Below are 19883 nucleotides of genomic sequence, written 5' to 3'. Positions count from 1 at the left end.
ATCTCAGATTAACGCACAGACCTTCTAAACTTTAGTACGAAACGGATGGCTGTGCCGACAGAAGGCGCTCGGTGAAGTAGTAATGGCGCCTTGACCGAGCGTTAACCCCGCTTTAACTGTCAGCAAAGTAGTGTGATTAAAAAAGGACACTTGTTATGACCCTCCCGACCGATGCCGCAAAGTTTGATTACACAGCGCGTGCCTTGCACTGGATCTCTGCCTGCGTGATCCTGTGGGCGTTATTGTCGGGCTTTTATATGGCGGTATTTGAGCTGGACACCCCCACAAAAACCACGCTCAGTCGGTTTAATGTCGCTTTAACTTTTGTCTATTGCCCCGTATTTATCTGGCGTGTGGTGCACCGGGTAATGTGTCCGCCCCCAGCTCAGATTACCACGCTCAAGCCACATCAGGCGCGACTGGCCAGCGCCGCACATGTTGCCATTTACCTGCTCACCGCCCTTGTACTGTGCTCGGGCGTGCTGATGATGGAGCACCCGTTTAGCATCTTTGGCTGGTTCTTTGTGCCCCCCGTGCTTTCAGACGCCCAGGCGCTGGATTGGTTTGCCCGGCTCCACCTGAGCTGCAATATTTTACTGCTGTTGATGGTGACACTGCATATTCTGGCCGTGGTAAAGCATCAGCTTTCTGGCCGCGCAGTATTACGAAGAATGTTGTAAGGATAACAGACAGGCCGTTGTGCCAGGGTCCATTACTTTCAACCGCATCGTGTTCCTATATAGGTATGCTCTCAAGACAATTGATGTTAATCTGTTCAAAGTGGCAGTTTTTAAGGATAAACGTTATGCACACTTCTCCTCGTTTTCATTATATAGACAATCTGCGTAGCCTGGCCCTTTTACTGGGTGTGGTATTTCATGCCGCGCTGGCCTACGGCCCTTACTTCTCAACTATCTGGTTTACCGCCGACTCGACAAATCACGTCGCCTTCGATTACTTTGCTATCTGGTCACACTTATTCAGAATGCCACTGTTTTTTGCTATTGCCGGGTTTTGTGCCGCGCTGTTGATCAGTAAACGCGGTGGTAATGGCTTTGTGACCAACCGGCTTAAGCGAGTATTACTGCCATTTATACTGTTTTACCCCTTAACCATGCTGGTACTGTTCCATGCGCTCGGCTGGGGAGCAGACATCATGCATGAAAGCCCAGCCCTGTTTACGGTTTTTGAGGCTGTCAAAGAACCCGTTATCTCAACGATGCACTTATGGTTTTTGTGGAATCTGACCCAGTTCTGTTTGCTGTTCTGGCTGCTGCAAAAACACACCAGCCTGTATCAGTCGATATTGGCCGTGGTGGTAAGGCCCGCTTTTTTGCTTGTCGCTTTACCCATTTTGCTTACTGTGGCCCTGTATCATCAGCTGGTGCCATTCCCGGCGCCTGATAAGCTTTACCCACAGTTGTGGTCCTACGGCTTTTATGGTGTGTTGTTTTTAATCGGTGCCGGGCTTTATCACCATCATACCCAAGTAGTGCAGTATGCCCGTTACTTTACGCCTTTACTGATAGTGGCGTGCCTGTCACTGGTGCCTTATTTTTACCTGATGCCACCCCCGCCTTCTTTAGACGCGGTGATCCGAGCGGCCAACACCGGCGTCACAACCCCCGACCACATCGATATCTACGTTGTTATCGCTCAGTCGATTGCAATTGTCAGCTGGACCGGGGTTGCCTTTTTAGCAGGCTATAAGTGGCTCAATCGATTCAGCCAGCTGAACAAGTATATATCGGATGCTTCTTACTGGATCTACCTCATCCATGTACCGGTATTAATGTATATCCAGTTCCCGCTGAGCAATACCGCTCTGTCGCCCTGGCTTAAAGTGCTCATTGCCATTTCTGCGACCATGGCACTGGGCCTGGTGAGCTACCAGCTGCTGGTCAGGCACACCTGGCTGGGGGTTTTATTGAATGGGAAAAAAGTCAAAACTGCGGCCGTTCAACACCAGACAACCACAGCATCATAGCAGTCAATAGGAAAGCAGCACGGTATATCCACCGTGCTGCTTTTTATCACTCAGAGCTTATCCAGATTAACACGTAAAGTATCAAGGTGTGCAGCGATAGCCGGGTCAACCTGCTGGGATGCACTGCCCCCCAGATGCCTGGCAAAGAACTGCTCCATCGCCACAATCGAGGCCAGTTTATTATCTGGCTTTCTGAAACCATGTCCTTCATCTTTTGCCAAAAGATACTCAAGAGGATGATTTTTAGCAGCCAGAGCTCGGGCAATATTGTCCGACTCACTCTGTGTCACGCGGGGGTCGTTTGCCCCTTGAACCAGCATCAGAGGTGCCTTGATTTGGTCCACAAAGTTAATTGGTGAGCGTGAGTGCATATCGGCTCTGTCTTGCGCCACTTCAGGGTCTCCCACTGACACATACCAGGTACCCAGGTAAGGACGGTAATGCGCAGGGAAAGACTCCATCAAGGTGATCAGGCTGGACGGGCCAACATAAGAAATCACCGCCTTGTACACATCCGGGGTAAACGTCGCGCCAGCCAGTGCTGCATAGCCGCCATAAGAAGCACCCATAATGCCAATGCGCTGTTTATCAGCAATGCCCTGCTCGACCAAATAATTTACGCCATCGGTCAGGTCTTGCTGCATCGTACCTGTGCCCCAGTTTTTCTCAGCCAGCTGAACAAAGCGCTTGCCAAACCCGAGTGAGCCGCGAAAGTTAGGTTGCAATACGGCATAACCACGGTTAGCAAAATAATGGGCTACGGGCACAAAGTAATCGCTGCTGTAACCCCAGTGATCGCGCGCCCAGGGCCCGCCATGCGGCAGTACTATGGTTGGCAAATTCTTTTTAATGTGTTTGGGCAAAGTCAGATAAGCCTGAATTTTAACGCCATCAGAGGCCGTATAGGTAATCGACTTTCTGTCTCCCAGCAATGCCGGGTCAAACTCAGGTGCATCATTGAGCATGCCGGTCAGCGTGTTCTGAGCCGGAGCGTAAGTATATTTCTCATCCGGTCTGTCTGCATAGGACACAGTCACCATCCACTGCCCTTCTTTATTCACTTCTTCCACTTTAATTTCAACGTCTTCAGTGAAATAGCTTTCAATTTGTGCTAATGCCTTGGTTGCCTCGTCTGTCATAGCGTAATTACGCAGTCTCCCCCCGTAATAGGACGCTATCAGAAGCTGTCCTTGCTCATCGAATACCACATGATGAAGATCCGACTCTCCCAGTGGATCCTTGTGCTCAGTCACAACCGTTTTGTCTGTCAGATTGACTCGCAGCAGCTCCAGCTTATCCCGCCCTTCAATAGCGGCCGCGATATAGGCCATATTGCTGTCCTCATCAAAGCTGATGATATCCAGTAATTCACCACTTTGTGTTCTCAGTACGCTTTGCCACGCTTTGCCGTCAAACTGATACAAGCTGAAGGAATTGTCATCATTCATACCTGCGCCAAGGATAACTTTGCCAGTGCTGCTAAGCTGAGCATCAGACAGATTGAGGTCATTGATTTGAGTTCGCTCCAGGTGACCCGTGTCCATCGCCAGATGGAAAAAGTCTCTGCGCGCCGCAACAAGGTGGTTTGCTGCCACGACCAATGTATTAGCATCGTGCTGCGACTGCTCCAGCAACTTGTAATCCACCTTGTCATTATGTGTCAGGCGAGTCATTGCACTACTTGCCGGGTTTTGGCTGTTTAACGATAGTTTATATAACTGGCGATTCTCATTGCCGTGATGGTCTTTGCTAAAAATGATCTCATTTTTACGCGCTGACCAGATAAAGCTGTCAACTGAATCCGTCAGGGTCGTTACAGCAATAGGCGTTGCATCGGGCGTATCGGCTGCGACTAAAAACAGATTTTGCGCGCCATTGTGCATCTTTAAAAACGCAATCCATTTGCCATCGGGAGAGAGCGTTACCGCATTTTTATCGCTACCACCAAACAAGCTTGCGACATCCACAAAAGCCGGGGCCTGAACAAGTGCACCTTGCTGAATAGCCGGTTGCGAACCCGCTTGTACACCCTGTTGTGTATTGTTTTGCGCACATCCCGACAGCATAGCTGTGCTCAGAATGGCACTTAAGGCAACACTTACTTTCAGTCTGGTTAATTGTTTTTTATTCTTCATCATGTCACTCCTTCCGTTTGTTGAAAACATCATTACACGACTTTTTATTATTGTAAAACGATAATTTATTTTATTTTTACAGAAATAAGTTTCTGTATGGTATGATTGTTATCAATAACAACATCGAAAGAAGGGATCTTTATGATCAAATCGACAGATAAAATTCAGCGCTGGTGCGGCGCCTTTCGTGTAGCCGTATTGGGGCTCAGTGGCATCGTACTTTCATTTCTCGTATATCAGCTGGTTATCAATGGACAGGTACGCTATGTCGAAAGCAAATCATTTGATTTACTTTGGCAAAATGAGCAGGTAAGCAATGGGATGTTGTTTGGTCTGAGTGTGCCATTGCTTGCGGGCATGTTACTGAGTGTTTACTGGATCATTCGGCTCCTGAAACTCTTTAGCAACGGGCAGTTTTTCCATCACAGCTGCTACATCTGCTATCAGGGCTTTATCTGGACCAAAATTGCCTTGGTACTCTATTCATCTGGCCTGACTTTTTCACTGGATTACTGGTATCACACCCTCTACCACTCCAATCAGGTGGTGCTGAAAATCCCCTTTGGTGAACTTATGACGCTCGGACTATTCGCTGTAGTGGCTTACCTGCTAAAAGCAGCAAAAGAGATAGAAGATGAAAACAAGGAGTTTATCTAAGCCATGGAAATTGTTGTCAACTTAGATGTGGTGATGGCAATGCGCAAAGTGTCATCTAAAGAACTCGCCAAAGCCATCGGGATCACCGAAGCCAACTTATCCTTGCTTAAACGCGGCAAAGTGAAAGGGGTGCGTTTTGAAACGCTGGCACAGATCTGTCACTACTTAGACTGTCAGCCTGGTGATCTGCTGGCCTTTAAGCCAGATGGAGAATAAACATTTAGGGTTGCAGCGGCTGCAACCCTAAGCTTCACGAATGCGCTTTAAAACTGAGCGACAAACTTTAAGCTGGTCTCTTCACCGGCATCGCGGTCAACATACTCGGCTGTGAGATAATAGCTGTCGTTGAAGAAGTACTTACCCTGCAACGCCAAATCAGAGTCATAAGAACCTACGCCCACTGCAATGTTGCGATTAAAGTAGAAATTAACCAGAGCGTTGTTATACGAGAAATCTGAGGAACCTAAATCGATCTCGTGGTGAGATACATCAACGCTGATATAGCGCTCTGCATCCAGATGCATAAAGTAGCGGCCTGAAACCGTGTAGTTGTCCATTTCATCATCGGTATCAATTGTGACACCTAAATAGTCGGTATCATTAAGCTGATGATTATACTCTGCTTTTAACCAGGTACTGTCGGCCCCCAGGTCAGATTCATTGCGACGAACACTGAGCTTCAGCTTGTCGTTATACAGATAGCCTACCCCGTAAGTGTAATGGTCGTCTATTTCACCCAGGTCACTGACTTGACCAACCACGAATACTTCTTTGCTAAAGTATCCCTCACCGGCAAAAGAGAAGCGGTTCATATACTCATCGTTGTAGTAACTCAGGCCAACATTGCTGTCGGTATCCAGGTAACCATAGTCATCCCAAACACCTGAACTCTGCTGAGGTGCAAAGAAGTAACGGCTGCTCAGCATCAACGCATCGTTATCAAAAGTGCGGTCCTGATCGGTATAGGTTGCACTGTTAAACCATTGCTTGGTCTCAGTAGCGTGAACGGATGTGGCAGTAACAACGGCGAGTGCCGCAAGTGTGAGTAGCTTTTTCATAAAAACCCTTTATTTCCATATAGTAAAGCGGTAATGCTCACCACCTTAGTGAGCGCGCGGATGGTATAAGAACGAAACTGAACGCGCAATGACTTTTTCAGTATTTTGCCGTTTTTTGCTTTACGGGTAATATGTTAGGCGACTCTTTGCACAAACAGACAACGACAATATATGAGCATAGTGATAATTGAAGACGAACCTGCGATTGCCGATACGCTGGTTCACATTCTGGAAATGGACGGATTTAATGTACAATGGTTTACCACCGTCGGCGACGGACTGACATACCTGCAACAACAGGCCGCCGATTTAGTGATCCTGGATGTTGGCTTGCCCGATGGCAATGGCTTTGACTTGTGCAAGCAATTACGCCAGTTTTCTGCGGTGCCCATTATCTTTTTAACCGCGCGCAGTGATGAAATTGATCGTGTGGTTGGTTTGGAAATTGGCGCAGACGATTATGTCACCAAACCTTTTAGCCCCAGAGAAATGCTCGCGCGGGTGAAACTCAGGTTAAGAAAACCCCAGTATGCTGCAACGACTATAACTGCTCAGCCTGTCAAAAAATGGCAGTCAAAAAACTTTGATTATTACTATGAAGGAACGGCGCTGGGCCTGACTGCACTCGAGTATAAAGTAGTTCATGCTCTGATCACCCACGCGCCGAATGTGCTGAGCCGAGCCCAACTACTGGATGCCACTGAGGCCCCGGCAGATTGTGGGTATGAGCGAAATATTGACAGTCACATCAAAGCAATACGCGTAAAAATGAAGCAGTTAAACTGCGCCAACTGGTTAAAAACAAAGCGCGGGTTTGGCTATTACTTCGAGGGTTACATGTGAAGTCACTACGCTGGCCACGTATCCCACTGGGACTGAGGTTTTTCATCCTCTATCTGATATTGGTGCTACTAACAACTTATGTGATCAGCAACACCATGCTAAGAGAGATTAAACCAACCATACGTCAGGCAACCGAAGAAACCCTGGTCGATATGGCTAATTTACTCGCAGTTGTTGTCGCAGAAGACTTGGCTCAGGGCAAGACCAGTAACAGCCGCCTGGTTGAACTGATGAAAGTATACGGACAGCGAAAAGTCGATGCCGCAATTTGGGGAATTGAGAAGACCAATATGTCGCATCGTATTTATCTCACAGATGAGCGCGGTATTGTGGTTGCAGACTCCTGGCAGCAAGATGTCGGCAATGACTTTTCGCAATGGAACGATGTGTACCTGACCTTGCGCGGAGAATATGGCGCACGTTCCACTGCAACCGATCCAGGCGACCCACTGTCCACGGTCATGCATGTTGCCGCACCGGTGATTTACCAGGACAAAATCATAGGGAGCCTCACTGTTGCCAAAGCAAATCGCTCTGTGCAGCCATTCATAGAACACAGCCAGCAGCGCATTTTAAAATGGCTCGGGCTGCTTAGCTTACTCGCACTGCTGATTGGCGCACTCATCGCCTGGCGGATCAACTCGGCGGTTAGCAAACTCTCTGATTATGCAAGAAAAATGGGGCTTGGTGAGCAAGCTGATAAACCCCAGTTCAGGATCTTCTACGAATATCGCCAACTCAGCGATGCCGTGGAGCAAATGCGCAATCAACTTGATGGCAAAGTCTACATAGAGCAATACGTTGAAACCTTAACCCATGAATTAAAAAGCCCACTTTCCGGGATCAAAGGGGCCAGCGAACTGTTACAAATGCCGCTGAGCGATGATAAACGCCACCAATTTGCGCACAATATCGAGCGGGAAACCCAGCGAATGCAACAACTGATCGACAGGCTTCTGGAACTGGCTAAACTGGAGCAATTGCCTGCACTGAACACCCGGCAAAGCGTGCCAATAGAGCCTTTATTAAACCAATGCGAGCAAATACTGGCCCATCGATTGCTGCAAAAATCCGTCACCTTCACAATAACACTGGGTCCGATCAAAGTCGTAAACGGCGACCCTTTCCTGTTGCAACAAGCGCTCCTTAATTTGCTTGAAAACGCCCTGGACTTCGTCACCGAGCACACAGAGATCAGCCTGTCCGTCGGGGCGACCGACAACATCTGCTCATTCAGCATCTACAACACAGGTCCAACAATCCCCGATTATGCACTGCCCAGATTATGTGAACGGTTTTACTCCCTGCCTCGTGCCAATGGCGCAAAAAGTACCGGGCTTGGCCTCAATTTTGTGGAGCGGGTCGCCAAGCTGCATCATGGTAGCCTGACCATCAACAACTACGGTCAGGGTGTTCTCGCCACCTTCACCATTAAAACGCCATAGAGTCTCCATATAACCACCACACTAACGCCAATTGTCTCGGTTAACCTGTGGGTACAAAAGACCTAACCGAGAGACTTATGACACAACAAATTACCGAGAAAATGGGGATCAAATTAGCCATCATCGCCGCAATTATAGTGCTGCTGATGATCCCCATCGCCATGATCACCGATTTGATCGACGAGCGCTCCGCCACTGAACACACAGTAAGACAGGAGATTGCCCGCAGCACCAGTGATGCTCAATCTCTGATTGCCCCCTTTATTTATGCCGAGTATGAAGTCTCGACTGAGACCGATGGCGTACATACGCGCACAAAACACCAGCGTGCCTTACTCCCCGAACAATTAACGGTTCAGGGGTCTCTCAATACTTTCGAGAAATACCGCAGCATTTATAAGGCACAACTCTACCGCGCAGATTTGTCACTAACCGGGCAGTTTGACTCGGTGCAGCTGCAGGACTTAGCGAAACTTAAACTAACCAAGGTCGTCATGGTGTTAGGGGTAAGTGATATCCGTGGGATTGGCCTGGACACCCAAGTTTCACTCAATGGACGGCCCCATACACTGATCCCCGGTACTACGTTAAACTCTGTAGAGGAAGGCGTGCATATTGCGCTGCCACTCGCAACCTTGCGCAATAACGTCCTGACGTTTGATATTAAGTTAGATTTACAGGGTATGACTTCTTTGGCAATCGCCCCTTTGGGAGCGCGTACCCAAGTATCGTTGGCAGCAAACTGGCCACACCCCAGTTTTCAGGGAGAGTATCTGCCAGTTCACTCAGAGATCTCAGAAACAGACTTTAACGCCAGCTGGCAGACCAGCTACTTTGCCACCAACATGCAAGAACTCTTCTCGCGTTGCCTTTTTAAACGTCAGTGTGAACAACTAGAAGCACGCAATATGGGCGTGCGCCTCATTGAGCCGGTTGATCATTACCTCAAAAGCCATCGCGCCACAAACTATGCACTACTGGTGATTATTCTGGTGATATCGAGTTTCTTTTTACTGGAACTTAGCAAAGCCAAAGCCATTCACCCGGTGCAATACGGCTTTGTCGGGCTGTCACTGGCGGTCTTTTATCTGTTGCTGATTTCTCTGAGTGAGCATGTGGGCTTTGCCTTAGCCTATGCCCTGTCAGCGCTTGCAGCGATACTGCTGCTGGTGAGCTACATTTGGGGAATACTGCAAAGTGCCAAGCTCAGCACCTGTTACCTCATTGCTCTGAGTGCGCTCTATAGCATGCTGTATGCCATGTTAAACGCTGAGCACTATGCACTCCTGCTGGGCAGCCTGCTGTGCTTTACGGTACTCGCGGTAGTTATGTTTGCGACCCGACACGTCAATTGGTACGGCGCAACTCAGGCTCAGACTAAGCAACAGCCAGTACAACAAACTGACACCCATTGCCAGTAGGCAAAGGAGCGTGAAGGTTAAAACTATATTGCTGCGCTTATTGTCAGATAACACGAAAAGTATCTGACAATAAGCAAATGTGTTTGGCACTTAAAGATCACCTTCATTGAGAACACTTATGCCAAAAGTTCACTTTTTACACACTATCATTCCCAGTCTGCTCATACTTCCCGATGACCTGAGCCACGTAATCCCGTCCAAACTCATTATTCCTCCATATTTTTGCGATATACTCAACATTGGGTAAGAATAGAGTAGGAAATACAATGCGCCATTTTACACGTGCCATATTAGCCGGAGCGATGCTAACCACGCTGTCGGGCTGTGAACTTGGGGGGAATGATAAGCAACCTATCGTTATCCCGGTTGAACAAAGCAAAAGCAATATTGCCATCACCAAAATATCTACGGGTCCACTGGAAACGCTGGAACCTAACACCGCTGTGCGGGTTTTCTATGATGTTGACATCAGCGGCTTTAAAGACATTGATGTTGATGTGCACTTTTACATGGTTCATGCCGCCGAGCTGGATACCAGCAACGGTGAAGAAGCCGAAATTGAAGAAGTACACAAAGTGGGCGCACTGGAGCTGACTCAAGTCAGTGAGGGCAGCCACAGCTTTGAAACCGAGATCACCATTCCGGATACCCTGCTGGGTGGCCACTATCACTTAATCGCACAGATTGACCCTCATGATGACCATGCGGAAGACGTCGAAGAAGACAACCATCCATCGGTTGATCATGCGCCCTTTGCTGATGGCGAATTTCCATTTGCAGATGTACACGTGCGTGTCTTAGAAAGCCATGATTACAAACTGCTGGATGCACAGTTCGGTCAGCAGACCTTGATCCTGGATGTGCCTGACAACACCGATGGCACCAGTGACCATCATTCCGACTTAGTTGGTTACCTGAGCGCGGATTACGAAGGTTCGAACCTGGGTAGTACCGCTATCACTGCAGAAGTGTTGGTAAACGGCAACTGGCAACCAACCCATTTCTGGAATGCCGAAAATACCGCGTACGAGGCACAGCTCACGCACAACTTTACTGCCGGCTTGCACGATGAGCACATTGGTTTTGACATTGCCCTGGATGACGCCCTGCTTCGCCAGATTTATCAGGGTTATGACGCAACTGTGGAGCAGTCTTTGCAAGTTCGTTTTACCTTAACGGATCTGGCGCAGAATGCAGAGACCATCACAGACAACAATGTGATCGAAACTGAGATCCCTTTGTACTTCTTTACTGGCGAGAGCACGGATACGGAGCAAAGCCAGGCAAAGCGTGATGCCCAGTATTCAGTGGGTCTGGCGAACATCAAGCTTGAGAAAGAGTTTGATAAATCCTACGGTGACAAGTCTAAGTTCAGTGTTGGCGTGGATTTAAGCGGCCAGCTGTTTATTGTACCGACCGGCGATCCGGGCGGGCGCATTGCAGGTGAAGGCGTGGTCGAGGCTTACTTCTTCAACGCGCAAAATACCCTGTTCAGTATTTCCTACGATGGCAGCGCTTATATCAGTGGCCAAAACACCGGCTACGCGTCTGAAATGATCATCTTTAATAACGTGGCGTTTGAAGATGAGAAATACACCACTAAGTACGAAAAGTCCTGGGAAAAGTCCTGGGAAGAAGAAAAAGTACTGGCACAGGCCCGCTTTACCATAGGTCCGGTGCCTATGAGTGTTGAAGCCGGTGTTACCGGTAACCTGGGTTTTGAGCTGACAGTCGGCTACAACGCAGAACTTTATGCCGAGGGCGACTTGTTCCATGTCGACTTTGGCGCCTTCGGCCGTGGCGGTGTGAACCTGGGCCTGATCTCAGCCGGTATTCAGGCGATTTTGACTTTAATCGACAACACTTTTGCCATGGAGTCCAATGCAGGCTTTGCTCTGGTCTCAACTGGTAACAAAGCACCACACATTTATTACGGTATTGAACTGAAGAACGACTTGGATGTGATCTCAGGTAAATTTGGTTTATACGCCGAAACCATTGGCGTAAAGTGGTGTAAAAAGTGGGGGATCCCTTACCCGTGTGGTAAGAAAACTCACCGTTACGACCTGTGGCTATACCAAACGCCAAGCGTGTATAACAAATCCTGGACTTTATATTCCAAAGAGGACGAAATCGAACTATGACCTTGTGTCGATTGACTCTGCTTGCAGCGCCCTGGGTGGCGCTGACAAGCACTCATGTAATGGCTGGCACACTCTGCCAGCCACAATACCAGTTTGATATCCAAACCCAGACTTCCTTTGATTACATTAAGCTGCAAAGTGCCCCGCAAACGTCGACTGTGCACTTGCAGGGCAAGCTGTCGCTTAAAGCCGCGCAAAAAGGCGACGAGAAAAACTGGTGGGCCATCAAGGCCGATCAGGTTGCTGCCGTTCAGGGTAAAACGCGTATTCCGCTACCCAGTTATGAGCATGCTTTTGCCTTTAAATTAACGGACAAGGGGCTTATCAGCGACTTTTACTTTGCCGCTGAGCTCGACCAGCAGACCCAGGACAAGCTCAAAGGGCTGGCTTATTACCTGCAATATCAACGAGATATCAGGCAGGTAAGTAAAGAGCCCGACACCCTTGGGCAATACCAGCCTGCATACCAGCAAGCCGATAAGCAACTAAAAATGGTCAAACAACACTACAGCAACTTTGACCCCTCTGTGCTAACCACATTTAATCGCATTGAGGTGCTCGACTCAGCCCACCTGATCACCCCGGATAGCTGTTTTTTAGCACACCGTGAAGGCAATGAAGTGCTGACGCTGAGCGGGACCGACCTGCGCTTTGGCTCCCGGCAAAACTATACGCTGACACGTGTTGCCCAGACTTTTAATACCCCCTTATACGAGCTGGACGACGACCTGACACGCTGGCAGCACACCCAGGTTGAACTCAGTGAAGCCGAAAAAGCGCGCCTTGCCGCCGAATTGCAACAGCTGATCACAGGCCAGGACATCACCCAAATCGATGCCCATACCCTGTCGATTTTGCTAAAAAAATACGATGCTGTGATTGGTACCCTGGGCCCATTAATGCTCTCTGGCACGCTGAACGACAAAGCTCAGATGCGGCTGTTTAATGCACTCGGACAGCTGGATTCAGCAACCAGCCAGCACTTACTCAGCCGTCTGTTACAAGCAGAGAAGCAACCACTCACTCAGTTTCGTGCACTGCGTGCTCTGACCCAAGGCAATGCGCCGCTGTCACAGCAAGCCACGGATATGCTGCTGGAGATGCTGGTTAATGGGTTCAGCACGTTAGATGCGGAAGTTGAATCCAGTTTCTATATGACACTGGGGATCTTGCTCAACAACCGTAGCGCATCTGATACCGCGACACAGTTGAGTCAAGCGATTACAGAGCAAATTACACTCGGTGAAAGTGAAGTTAAAACCGCTGGACTGCTAACTGCACTGGGGAACAGCCGCGACCCACAGCACGAGGCAACGCTTACTTCCCATTTATCCGATACCAGTGCCCGTATTGAGAAAGCATCTATCCGCGCATTGGGTATGATGCAAACCAACACGGCCTATCAACATCTGGAGCAACACTTTTTTAAATCGCCAGAGCGCAATAAAAAAGCTCTGCTCAGTGCATTAGGGAATTATCAGATGAGTGCCAGGACCAGCGATACCGTGCTGAATATGGCTGTGAATGACCAGGACGATGCCGTTCGCCTGGCCGCTATCAAAGCCTTAGCGACTCAAAAGCAAAAAGACGGTATTAAGCCCATACTACGTCAGGCACTGCAAAACGAAACCTCACGGCGAAACTTTAAGGCCATCATAAAACTGCTACACAGCAAAGAAGAAAAGGCGCAATAGCGCCGCAGATTGATAATAAACCCCACTTTTTAAAGTGGGGTTTATTTTTTCAGTCGCCAGATGGTATTTCTCCGGCGCTATTTGTCTTTATTCAAGACTTCCACCTCTTTAGTTACTTATATATACTTAAGCACTAAAATAAGTATAGCAACCTATAAAGTACAATTAGAGTCAGGAAATAATCCTATGAGTAACACAAGCCCCGCCCGCCGGGTCTTTGAGCAAAACGAGCGCTGCCCGATCCGCAATGTGGTCGCCCAGATAGGTGACAAATGGTCGATTTTAATTCTGTTTGCACTGGTAGATGGTCCCGATCGCTTCAACGCCCTGAAATCACGGATCAAGGGCATATCACAGCGGATGCTGACACAGACCTTGCGCGATATGGAACGCGATGGCTATGTTAAGCGCACGGTTTATGCTGAGGTCCCCGTTAAGGTCGAATATGAGCTCACCGAGCTGGGACGCGGGCTTGCCAAATCCGCCTGGCAACTGGTCTTATGGGCCGACGATCACTTCGATGAAATAAGCGCAGCCCGTACTCGATATGACGAGGCCAATAAGCAATAGCTGTTATGCTTGTCGCTGTCTGAGCGCCGTGACCTGCTCAAAGCCAATACCCCAGTTGTCAGTAGGGACTTCGTCAATGACCACAAAGGTCGTCTGTGGATTCTTACCCAGTACATCGACCATCAGCTGGGTAGCGCCTTTGATCAGTGACTGCTTCTGGGCGTTGGTCACGCCCTCATCGGTGATTTGAATATGAATATAAGGCATAGTTACTCCTGAACTGTGTGTGGTAAATTTGCATACATTTTGTTGACTATCCGCCACTGCCCCTGCTCTTTCAGCAGGCCCAGAAAGTCGATATAATTGTGTTCAAACAGCGGGCATAACACCTTGACCATGGCTTGTTGCCCAAGCAAGTCTATTGCCAGTATCTGATAGGCAAATTCATCGCCTTTTTCTGCCGGTGAAGTGCGTTCGCTGACCTGTTTTAGCCATTCATCCCGAGTGCGCCTCAAACCCGGTGCTTTTAGCCAGCAGTCGGGGTGAAACAGGTTTCGTAATGTCTCACTATCGCCCTCATGTAGTCCCGTAAAGTAACATTGCACCATGGCCCGGATCTCGCTCAGCTCCCTTTTCATCTCGACGTGATCCATTATGCCCCCTGCGCCTGTTCAGCCTGTAAGGCCGCAACAAAACCTGGCATGCAAGTTACCGCTTCAATCATGCGCGCAGTGCGAGGGGGTATTATGATGTCGACAGGAAAGGCGGCTCCCCAGCGCGAGTAAACAGCCAGCAAAATATCTGCGACACAGGCATGCTGGCCGCCCAGGAATGGCTGAGATTGCAACTGAGATTCAACCTGCTCCCATAACTGATTGATCACCTTTGCGGCCGCCTCAAACAGCTGCTGACGCACGACACCTTCCTCAGCAGCCTGCGCCACAAAAAACAATTTGGAATAGGCAGGATGCATGGTGGCATTAGCAAATAACAAGTGCTCCACTGCACGGCGACGAGCAGGCCCCTGCTCGGTGGGAAACAAACGGCTCGGGTGCTTGTTAGTGAGGTGCAGCATAATCGCAGCCCCTTCAACCAGCGTTTCATCTCCATCTATCAGTACCGGTACCTGTAGCCCAGGGTTAACGGCGGCAAAATCACTGAGGCTATCAGTGCGGATAAGCGTCACATCCTGCCCAAGCTCACGTAATACGGTGTGTACGGCCAGTGAGCAGGCTTCCTGAATGTAGTAAAGGGTGTACATAGTCATAGTCCTTCTTGCTGTGTAATACAGGCGATTTCAGCGTTCTTCACCTGCGAATATGTTCAACCCTGTTAGTCTATGACTTGTGCTTTGTTTGATATATAACTACAAAAGAAACCAAGTGTTCACATACAGGAAACAGTATATCCTTGCTGTAATATGCCCCACTGCCCCTAAGGATAATTTAAATGAACAAGCTACGTGCCATTGAACTCTTTGTGAAATTAGCGGAAGTTGGCAGCTTTACCCGGGTTGCTGAACAGTTCAACACATCAAAATCGATGATCAGCAAAGAGATTAGCCGCCTTGAGGATCAACTTGGTGCACGCTTGCTCCATCGCACCACCCGCCATCTCCAGCTGACCCAAGTCGGTGAAGGCTATTTACAACGTGCCAGAGACATTCTCAGTAAACTGGAAGAAGCGGACTCCTTTGTTCTGTCAACGCAACAGGCGCCCACAGGCAAGTTAAAAATTAATTTACCTATGGTGCTGGGGATCACAGATTTGGGGAAAGCGTTTGCAGACTTTATGCAAACCTACCCGGATATAGAACTCGACATTCATCTTGGTGATGAGGATATAGATCTGGTTGAGCAAGGGTTTGATCTTGGCCTGCGCGCTACCAGCCGACCCATCGACAGTAATTACATTGGACGTGAAATAACCCGTTTTGACTATCATATTTGCGCCAGCCCCCAATACCTGGCAACCAACCCAGCCATTGAGCACCCACGGGATTTAACGCTGCATAACTGCTTTGAATACCGCTACTTTAAAGGAAAAAATATCTGGCCTTTGGATGAAGGAGTGAAGATTTCAGGCACACTAAAGGCGAACAACGTCCTGTTTATGCTGGAGTCCATTAAAGCTGGATTGGGTATTGGTATCTTACCTGAATTTGCCTGCCGGCAAGCAATTGCGAGCAAAGAGGTAGTCAGTATTCTGCCAGACAGTCAGAAGCCACAACTCACCCTGCTGGCACTCTATCCTGCCCGCCATCACGTTCCGGCCAGTGTGTTGCAATGCATTCAGTTTTTACAGCACTGGTTTACGCATCATTATCCGTATGCCGACCAGACACGCTGCTAATCTATGAACCTGATCAAAACGCCAGTTCAATCACCCGCAATTGCTGAGACTCGTCTCCCTGCACCAGTACCTTACCTTGCGGGTCAACAATCAGGCTGTTGCCAATAAAGCGCACTCCCGTATTACAGTCGTGATCCATACCCAGACGATTGGCTGCGATCACATAAACGCCGTAGTCTTTGGCCGCCTTTTTGATCACTGCCAGGCTGTCTTCTCCGCAAAAGTTCGACGGATTAAGAATGATCTGCACGCCCTGCGCTTTGAGGCTAGCCAGTCCATCTTCAAACCAGATGTCGTAACATAACAGGACACCTATTTTAACCCCCTGCACGTCATACACGCAGAAGTCCTTACCAGGCACAAACCGTGACTGATCTGTCGGTGCGAGGTGCACTTTGCGATGCACACCGAGTAAGCCCTCGGGGCCTGCAAGCAGGGTACTGTTATAGAGCTGCCCCTCATAACATTCGGCCAGCCCGGCAACGATATATGCCGACTTTTCCCGGGCTAACGTTTGCAGCAGCTGTGAAGATGGCCCATGATACAAGTCTTCGGCCAATTCACTGACCTGATGGCGATCGAAGAAAATACTCCCCGTGGTACACAACTCAGGCAGCAACAAGAGATCAAACTCATGAGACATCAGCGCACGCTTGATGGCATCGCGGTTTTGCTGTGGCTCGGCAAACGCTACGTCAAACTGAAAAAAGCCAATTTTCATCTTATTCCCTACAGACTAGTACGGTCTAAACTGACGAAAAGTCAGGTTAAAACGGGGACCTGCTCCGGGTGATCTTGGCACCGCGTGCTGATACTGTGACTGAAAACCATTGCCCATGATAAATAATGAACCGTTTTCCAGCTCAATTGAATGTAGCTCCTGATGATCTGTCTGACTACGGATCTGGAAAGTCCGTTTTGCGCCTAAGCTCAAAGACGGGATCACATTGGTTGACCCGAACGCGGACAAATCACAGTGGAAATCCATCCACTCGTCTCCGTCTGGATAATAAATACAGACGCAGACGGGAAAGCTTAACCCAGTGCGCTCAACAAGGCGTTGATGAATGGTATCGATTAAAGGACACCAGGGGGATTGCCTGCCGTGGTGTCGCTCAAACAGGCCGGACTCGATAAGATCCGGAGATAACAGGTTCACTTTCCAGGGCAAAATTGCCATGTCAGATCCATCCGGCATGACTATGGTTTCTGGCTGTGATAAGTCGAAGTGCTCGCTTAACCACTGAAATAACGCCTGACTTTGCTCCTCAGTCAAAAAGTTCGCCTCATAATGTGCTTCACACGTAAGCGCCAGCTGCATATATTTGTCCTTTAGATCAAGTTTAGCATACACTGTCTCCCACCATTACGGCTCTGTCAATATCAGAGCGCTATTGCTCCGGGTAAAGACGGGATGGAGTCACAGCACTGAACCGACTGTGACTCCATCTCGTACGAGTAATGAGGTTGCCACCATCCATATGGTGGCTCAAGCCCGGACCTCTCAGCACAATGCCTGAAGCAAGGCTGCGCTGTGCCTTTCATCAAACAGGCTGAAATGATCGCCCTCAACGTGTGCCACTGAAACCTGCTGCAAACAGTGCTGCTGGACATTCTCAATCACCTTTCCAACCTCTTTAAAATAGGTGTTTTCGGTACTGAAAATATAACGCACTGGCCCAGCATAGCGCTCTTCAAAGCGATATTCAGCAGCCCAGCCGAGTTGTCTTTGGTATAACCCCTGTGTGACCTTAAGCTGCGCCTCTAGCAACTCGGCATGTGCCTTGTCAGAGTTCAGCTCTTGCCCTAATTGCACCCAATCAGGCTCGTCTTTGAAGTCATCGTCTGAGGTGTTAAACACCAGGCTTTCAACAAGGTTGAGTGACACATCAAGTCCTTTTTTGGTCAGCTCGTGGGCGACGGAGAATGCCACAAATCCGCCAAATGAATGTCCAACCAAGGTCACTTTGTCCGACTTGTGATGGGTTAATAGCCACTGACATACTTGTGTGACTTGATCCTCAAGCGACTTATAGTAACAACCTTGCTGCGAACCTGACCAAGGCTCAGCAACGTATACAGCGTCGGTTGCCGCCTGACCAAAAGCAACATAATTATGACTTGCCAATGCCGCGCCTGGGAAAACGACGATCAGTTTGCCAGGATCACTTTGACCCGCTGACTCCGGTAAATTGAGTGCAGTAAGAGGGCTGACCTCACGCACTGTCTTTGCCGGCGTTGACAACCACTGGGCCTGAGCTCTGATTGTACTGGATTGTAGTAACCGCTCGATTGTGACATCACTGCGCTGAAATGCCTTATTCAAGGACACCATCAGTGCAACCAAAGTGATGGAATGACCACCTACAGAGAAGAAGTCATCATCAATGCTCAAAGAGTCACAGTGCAACAGTTTGCACCAGATATCCGCAATACGTTGCTCAACCGGGTTACTGATACCTGCACTGCTGTGTTGAGGCTTAACTTGCGCGGCCAGAGCCAGCAGTGCTGTGGTGTCAAACTTCCCGTTGGCGGTCAATGGCCAATGTTCAATCCGAACAACCTGCTGCGGTAACATGTAACCAGGCAACTGCTCGGCCAGCGCCTGGCGCAGTGCAACAGATTCAAGCTTCAGATCGACCTGTAACGGCTGCACAAAACTAATCAGCGTTTGTGCATGGTGTAAAGTTAAACTCATATGAACACCATCAAGCTGCTGAATATGCTCATCAATTTCAGATAGTTGAACCCTGTGACCACGGATCTTAACCTGGTCGTCCATTCTCTCCAGATATTGTAGTTCATCGTTGTCGAGCCACTTCACTCTGTCGCCCGTTTTATACAGGGTGCGGTAGTGCGGCTCATCGCTAAATGGGTTTGCAATAAACCGCGTCTGAGTCAATTCAGCTTGCCCCAGGTATCCACGCGCGACCCCTTCACCTGCAATATACAGCTCACCCACGGCACCTTGCGGCACGAGTGCCAGGTTGTGATCCAATACATACAGCCGGGTTCTAGCAATCGGTCTGCCAATTGCGACCACAGTCTCGTGTTCGCAAAGCGGCTGCTGCGCTGAGATCTCTTTGATGCAGCACCCCACAGCCGCTTCAGTAGGTCCATATTCGTTTATAAAACGGGTATTAGGTAAGCGGTTGCACCAAACTCGCATGGCCTGAGTACTCAGCTGCTCCCCGCCCACAACAACAACATGGGCAGTATCTGTGTGCTCGTTTTGCCAGGGTAATTGCTGTAGCAAATGCAAATGCGCCGGAGTCAGTTTGAAAAGCCAGGGTTGGGTGTCTTGCAATTGCGCTTGCAGTTGCTCAATACCCGCCTCTGTCTGATCTGTGAGATATACCGTTTTTCCCGTCATGAGCGGATAAAACAAGCTGGTCACGGTGGCATCAAAAGCTTGAGATGTTGAAACCACAGCCCCCTGCAGATGTGCACCGCCATATTCAGCCATCGCGAACTGAATGTAGTGCGCCAGCTGTTTGTGCTCCACCATCACGCCTTTTGGTGTCCCCGTGGAACCCGAGGTGTAAATCACATACGCCAGATCCTCAGGCTCTACAGTGATATCCAATCTCGTGTCGCTATACCCGCGCAGACACGCCTGGGTCTTTGCCTCATCCAG

19 protein-coding genes are annotated in these 19883 nt (G+C 49.1%); 11 read left to right on the top strand and 8 right to left on the bottom strand.

Features of this window, described 5'->3' with window-relative positions; genetic code table 11:
- Positions 1-155: 155 nt before the first annotated feature.
- Together C3B51_RS15150 and C3B51_RS15145 are read left to right on the top strand one after the other, a co-directional pair.
- A complete protein-coding gene (locus C3B51_RS15150; RefSeq protein WP_130245598.1) occupies positions 156-680 on the top strand; it encodes a cytochrome b in 525 nt (174 codons plus the stop codon).
- Between the two features lie 125 nt (positions 681-805).
- Positions 806-1987, top strand: a complete 1182-nt coding sequence (locus C3B51_RS15145) for an acyltransferase family protein (RefSeq protein ID WP_130245597.1) — start codon at positions 806-808, stop codon at positions 1985-1987.
- A 50-nt stretch (positions 1988-2037) separates the two neighbouring features.
- On the opposite strand, the gene C3B51_RS15140 is transcribed toward C3B51_RS15145, so the two are convergent.
- Positions 2038-4125: a S9 family peptidase gene (locus tag C3B51_RS15140; protein ID WP_240701912.1), complete on the bottom strand. Its 2088-nt coding sequence runs from the start codon at positions 4123-4125 to the stop codon at positions 2038-2040.
- A gap of 138 nt (positions 4126-4263) precedes the next feature.
- Here C3B51_RS15140 and C3B51_RS15135 point away from each other — a divergent pair, with 138 nt between their 5' ends.
- Both C3B51_RS15135 and C3B51_RS15130 read left to right on the top strand, forming a co-directional pair.
- Entirely contained in the window at positions 4264-4779 is a 516-nt protein-coding gene (locus C3B51_RS15135) for a hypothetical protein (protein WP_125721662.1), read from the top strand.
- A 3-nt stretch (positions 4780-4782) separates the two neighbouring features.
- Positions 4783-4995: a helix-turn-helix domain-containing protein gene (locus tag C3B51_RS15130; protein WP_046003591.1), complete on the top strand. Its 213-nt coding sequence runs from the start codon at positions 4783-4785 to the stop codon at positions 4993-4995.
- A gap of 47 nt (positions 4996-5042) precedes the next feature.
- Here the strand turns inward: C3B51_RS15130 and C3B51_RS15125 are convergent, their stop codons facing one another.
- A complete protein-coding gene (locus C3B51_RS15125; RefSeq protein WP_130245596.1) occupies positions 5043-5837 on the bottom strand; it encodes a putative porin in 795 nt (264 codons plus the stop codon).
- A 171-nt stretch (positions 5838-6008) separates the two neighbouring features.
- Here C3B51_RS15125 and C3B51_RS15120 point away from each other — a divergent pair, with 171 nt between their 5' ends.
- The 6 genes from C3B51_RS15120 to C3B51_RS15095 all read left to right on the top strand — a co-directional run bounded on the left by C3B51_RS15120 (position 6009) and on the right by C3B51_RS15095 (position 13954).
- The gene (locus C3B51_RS15120; RefSeq protein WP_130245595.1) at positions 6009-6680 is read left to right on the top strand and encodes a response regulator; all 672 of its coding nucleotides are present in this window, start codon (positions 6009-6011) and stop codon (positions 6678-6680) included.
- On the top strand, positions 6677-8125 hold the full coding sequence (creC, locus tag C3B51_RS15115) for a two-component system sensor histidine kinase CreC (RefSeq protein WP_130245594.1): 1449 nt from the start codon (positions 6677-6679) through the stop codon (positions 8123-8125). Before C3B51_RS15120 ends, creC begins: the two co-directional genes overlap by 4 nt.
- Positions 8126-8202: 77 nt before the next feature.
- Positions 8203-9546: a cell envelope integrity protein CreD gene (gene creD / locus C3B51_RS15110; protein ID WP_130245593.1), complete on the top strand. Its 1344-nt coding sequence runs from the start codon at positions 8203-8205 to the stop codon at positions 9544-9546.
- A gap of 266 nt (positions 9547-9812) precedes the next feature.
- Positions 9813-11690, top strand: coding sequence for a hypothetical protein (locus C3B51_RS15105; protein ID WP_130245592.1), 1878 nt, complete (start codon positions 9813-9815; stop codon positions 11688-11690).
- Between the two features lie 59 nt (positions 11691-11749).
- Positions 11750-13384 (top strand): HEAT repeat domain-containing protein, encoded by a 1635-nt coding sequence (locus C3B51_RS15100; protein ID WP_165389168.1) that lies wholly within the window; start codon positions 11750-11752, stop codon positions 13382-13384.
- A gap of 186 nt (positions 13385-13570) precedes the next feature.
- Entirely contained in the window at positions 13571-13954 is a 384-nt protein-coding gene (locus C3B51_RS15095; protein ID WP_125721670.1) for a winged helix-turn-helix transcriptional regulator, read from the top strand.
- A 3-nt stretch (positions 13955-13957) separates the two neighbouring features.
- Here C3B51_RS15095 and C3B51_RS15090 read toward each other — a convergent pair whose 3' ends face one another.
- Genes C3B51_RS15090 through C3B51_RS15080 form a run of 3 tightly spaced genes read right to left on the bottom strand, consistent with a single transcriptional unit; the run spans position 13958 to position 15161 of the window.
- On the bottom strand, positions 13958-14161 hold the full coding sequence (locus C3B51_RS15090) for a 2-hydroxymuconate tautomerase family protein (protein WP_130245590.1): 204 nt from the start codon (positions 14159-14161) through the stop codon (positions 13958-13960).
- Between the two features lie 2 nt (positions 14162-14163).
- Positions 14164-14547: a nuclear transport factor 2 family protein gene (locus C3B51_RS15085; RefSeq protein WP_130245589.1), complete on the bottom strand. Its 384-nt coding sequence runs from the start codon at positions 14545-14547 to the stop codon at positions 14164-14166.
- Entirely contained in the window at positions 14547-15161 is a 615-nt protein-coding gene (locus C3B51_RS15080) for a glutathione S-transferase family protein (protein ID WP_240701911.1), read from the bottom strand. Before C3B51_RS15080 ends, C3B51_RS15085 begins: the two co-directional genes overlap by 1 nt.
- Positions 15162-15343: 182 nt before the next feature.
- On the opposite strand from C3B51_RS15080, the gene C3B51_RS15075 reads away from it, so the two are divergent.
- A complete protein-coding gene (locus tag C3B51_RS15075; protein ID WP_130245588.1) occupies positions 15344-16246 on the top strand; it encodes a LysR family transcriptional regulator in 903 nt (300 codons plus the stop codon).
- A 13-nt stretch (positions 16247-16259) separates the two neighbouring features.
- Here the strand turns inward: C3B51_RS15075 and C3B51_RS15070 are convergent, their stop codons facing one another.
- The 3 genes from C3B51_RS15070 to C3B51_RS15060 form a co-directional block, all read right to left on the bottom strand.
- The gene (locus tag C3B51_RS15070; protein ID WP_130245587.1) at positions 16260-16967 is read right to left on the bottom strand and encodes a nitrilase-related carbon-nitrogen hydrolase; all 708 of its coding nucleotides are present in this window, start codon (positions 16965-16967) and stop codon (positions 16260-16262) included.
- Positions 16968-16982: 15 nt separating this feature from the next.
- Positions 16983-17567 (bottom strand): alpha-ketoglutarate-dependent dioxygenase AlkB, encoded by a 585-nt coding sequence (locus tag C3B51_RS15065; protein WP_130245586.1) that lies wholly within the window; start codon positions 17565-17567, stop codon positions 16983-16985.
- A 183-nt stretch (positions 17568-17750) separates the two neighbouring features.
- Positions 17751-19883: AMP-binding protein (locus C3B51_RS15060; RefSeq protein WP_165389167.1), on the bottom strand; the 2133-nt coding region annotated here is incomplete at its 5' end.

This window comes from Pseudoalteromonas rubra (assembly GCF_004212645.1).
Lineage (GTDB): Bacteria > Pseudomonadota > Gammaproteobacteria > Enterobacterales > Alteromonadaceae > Pseudoalteromonas > Pseudoalteromonas rubra_G.
Note: the sequence above shows the minus strand (reverse complement) of the source record. Positions and strands in the feature narration are given on the sequence as shown.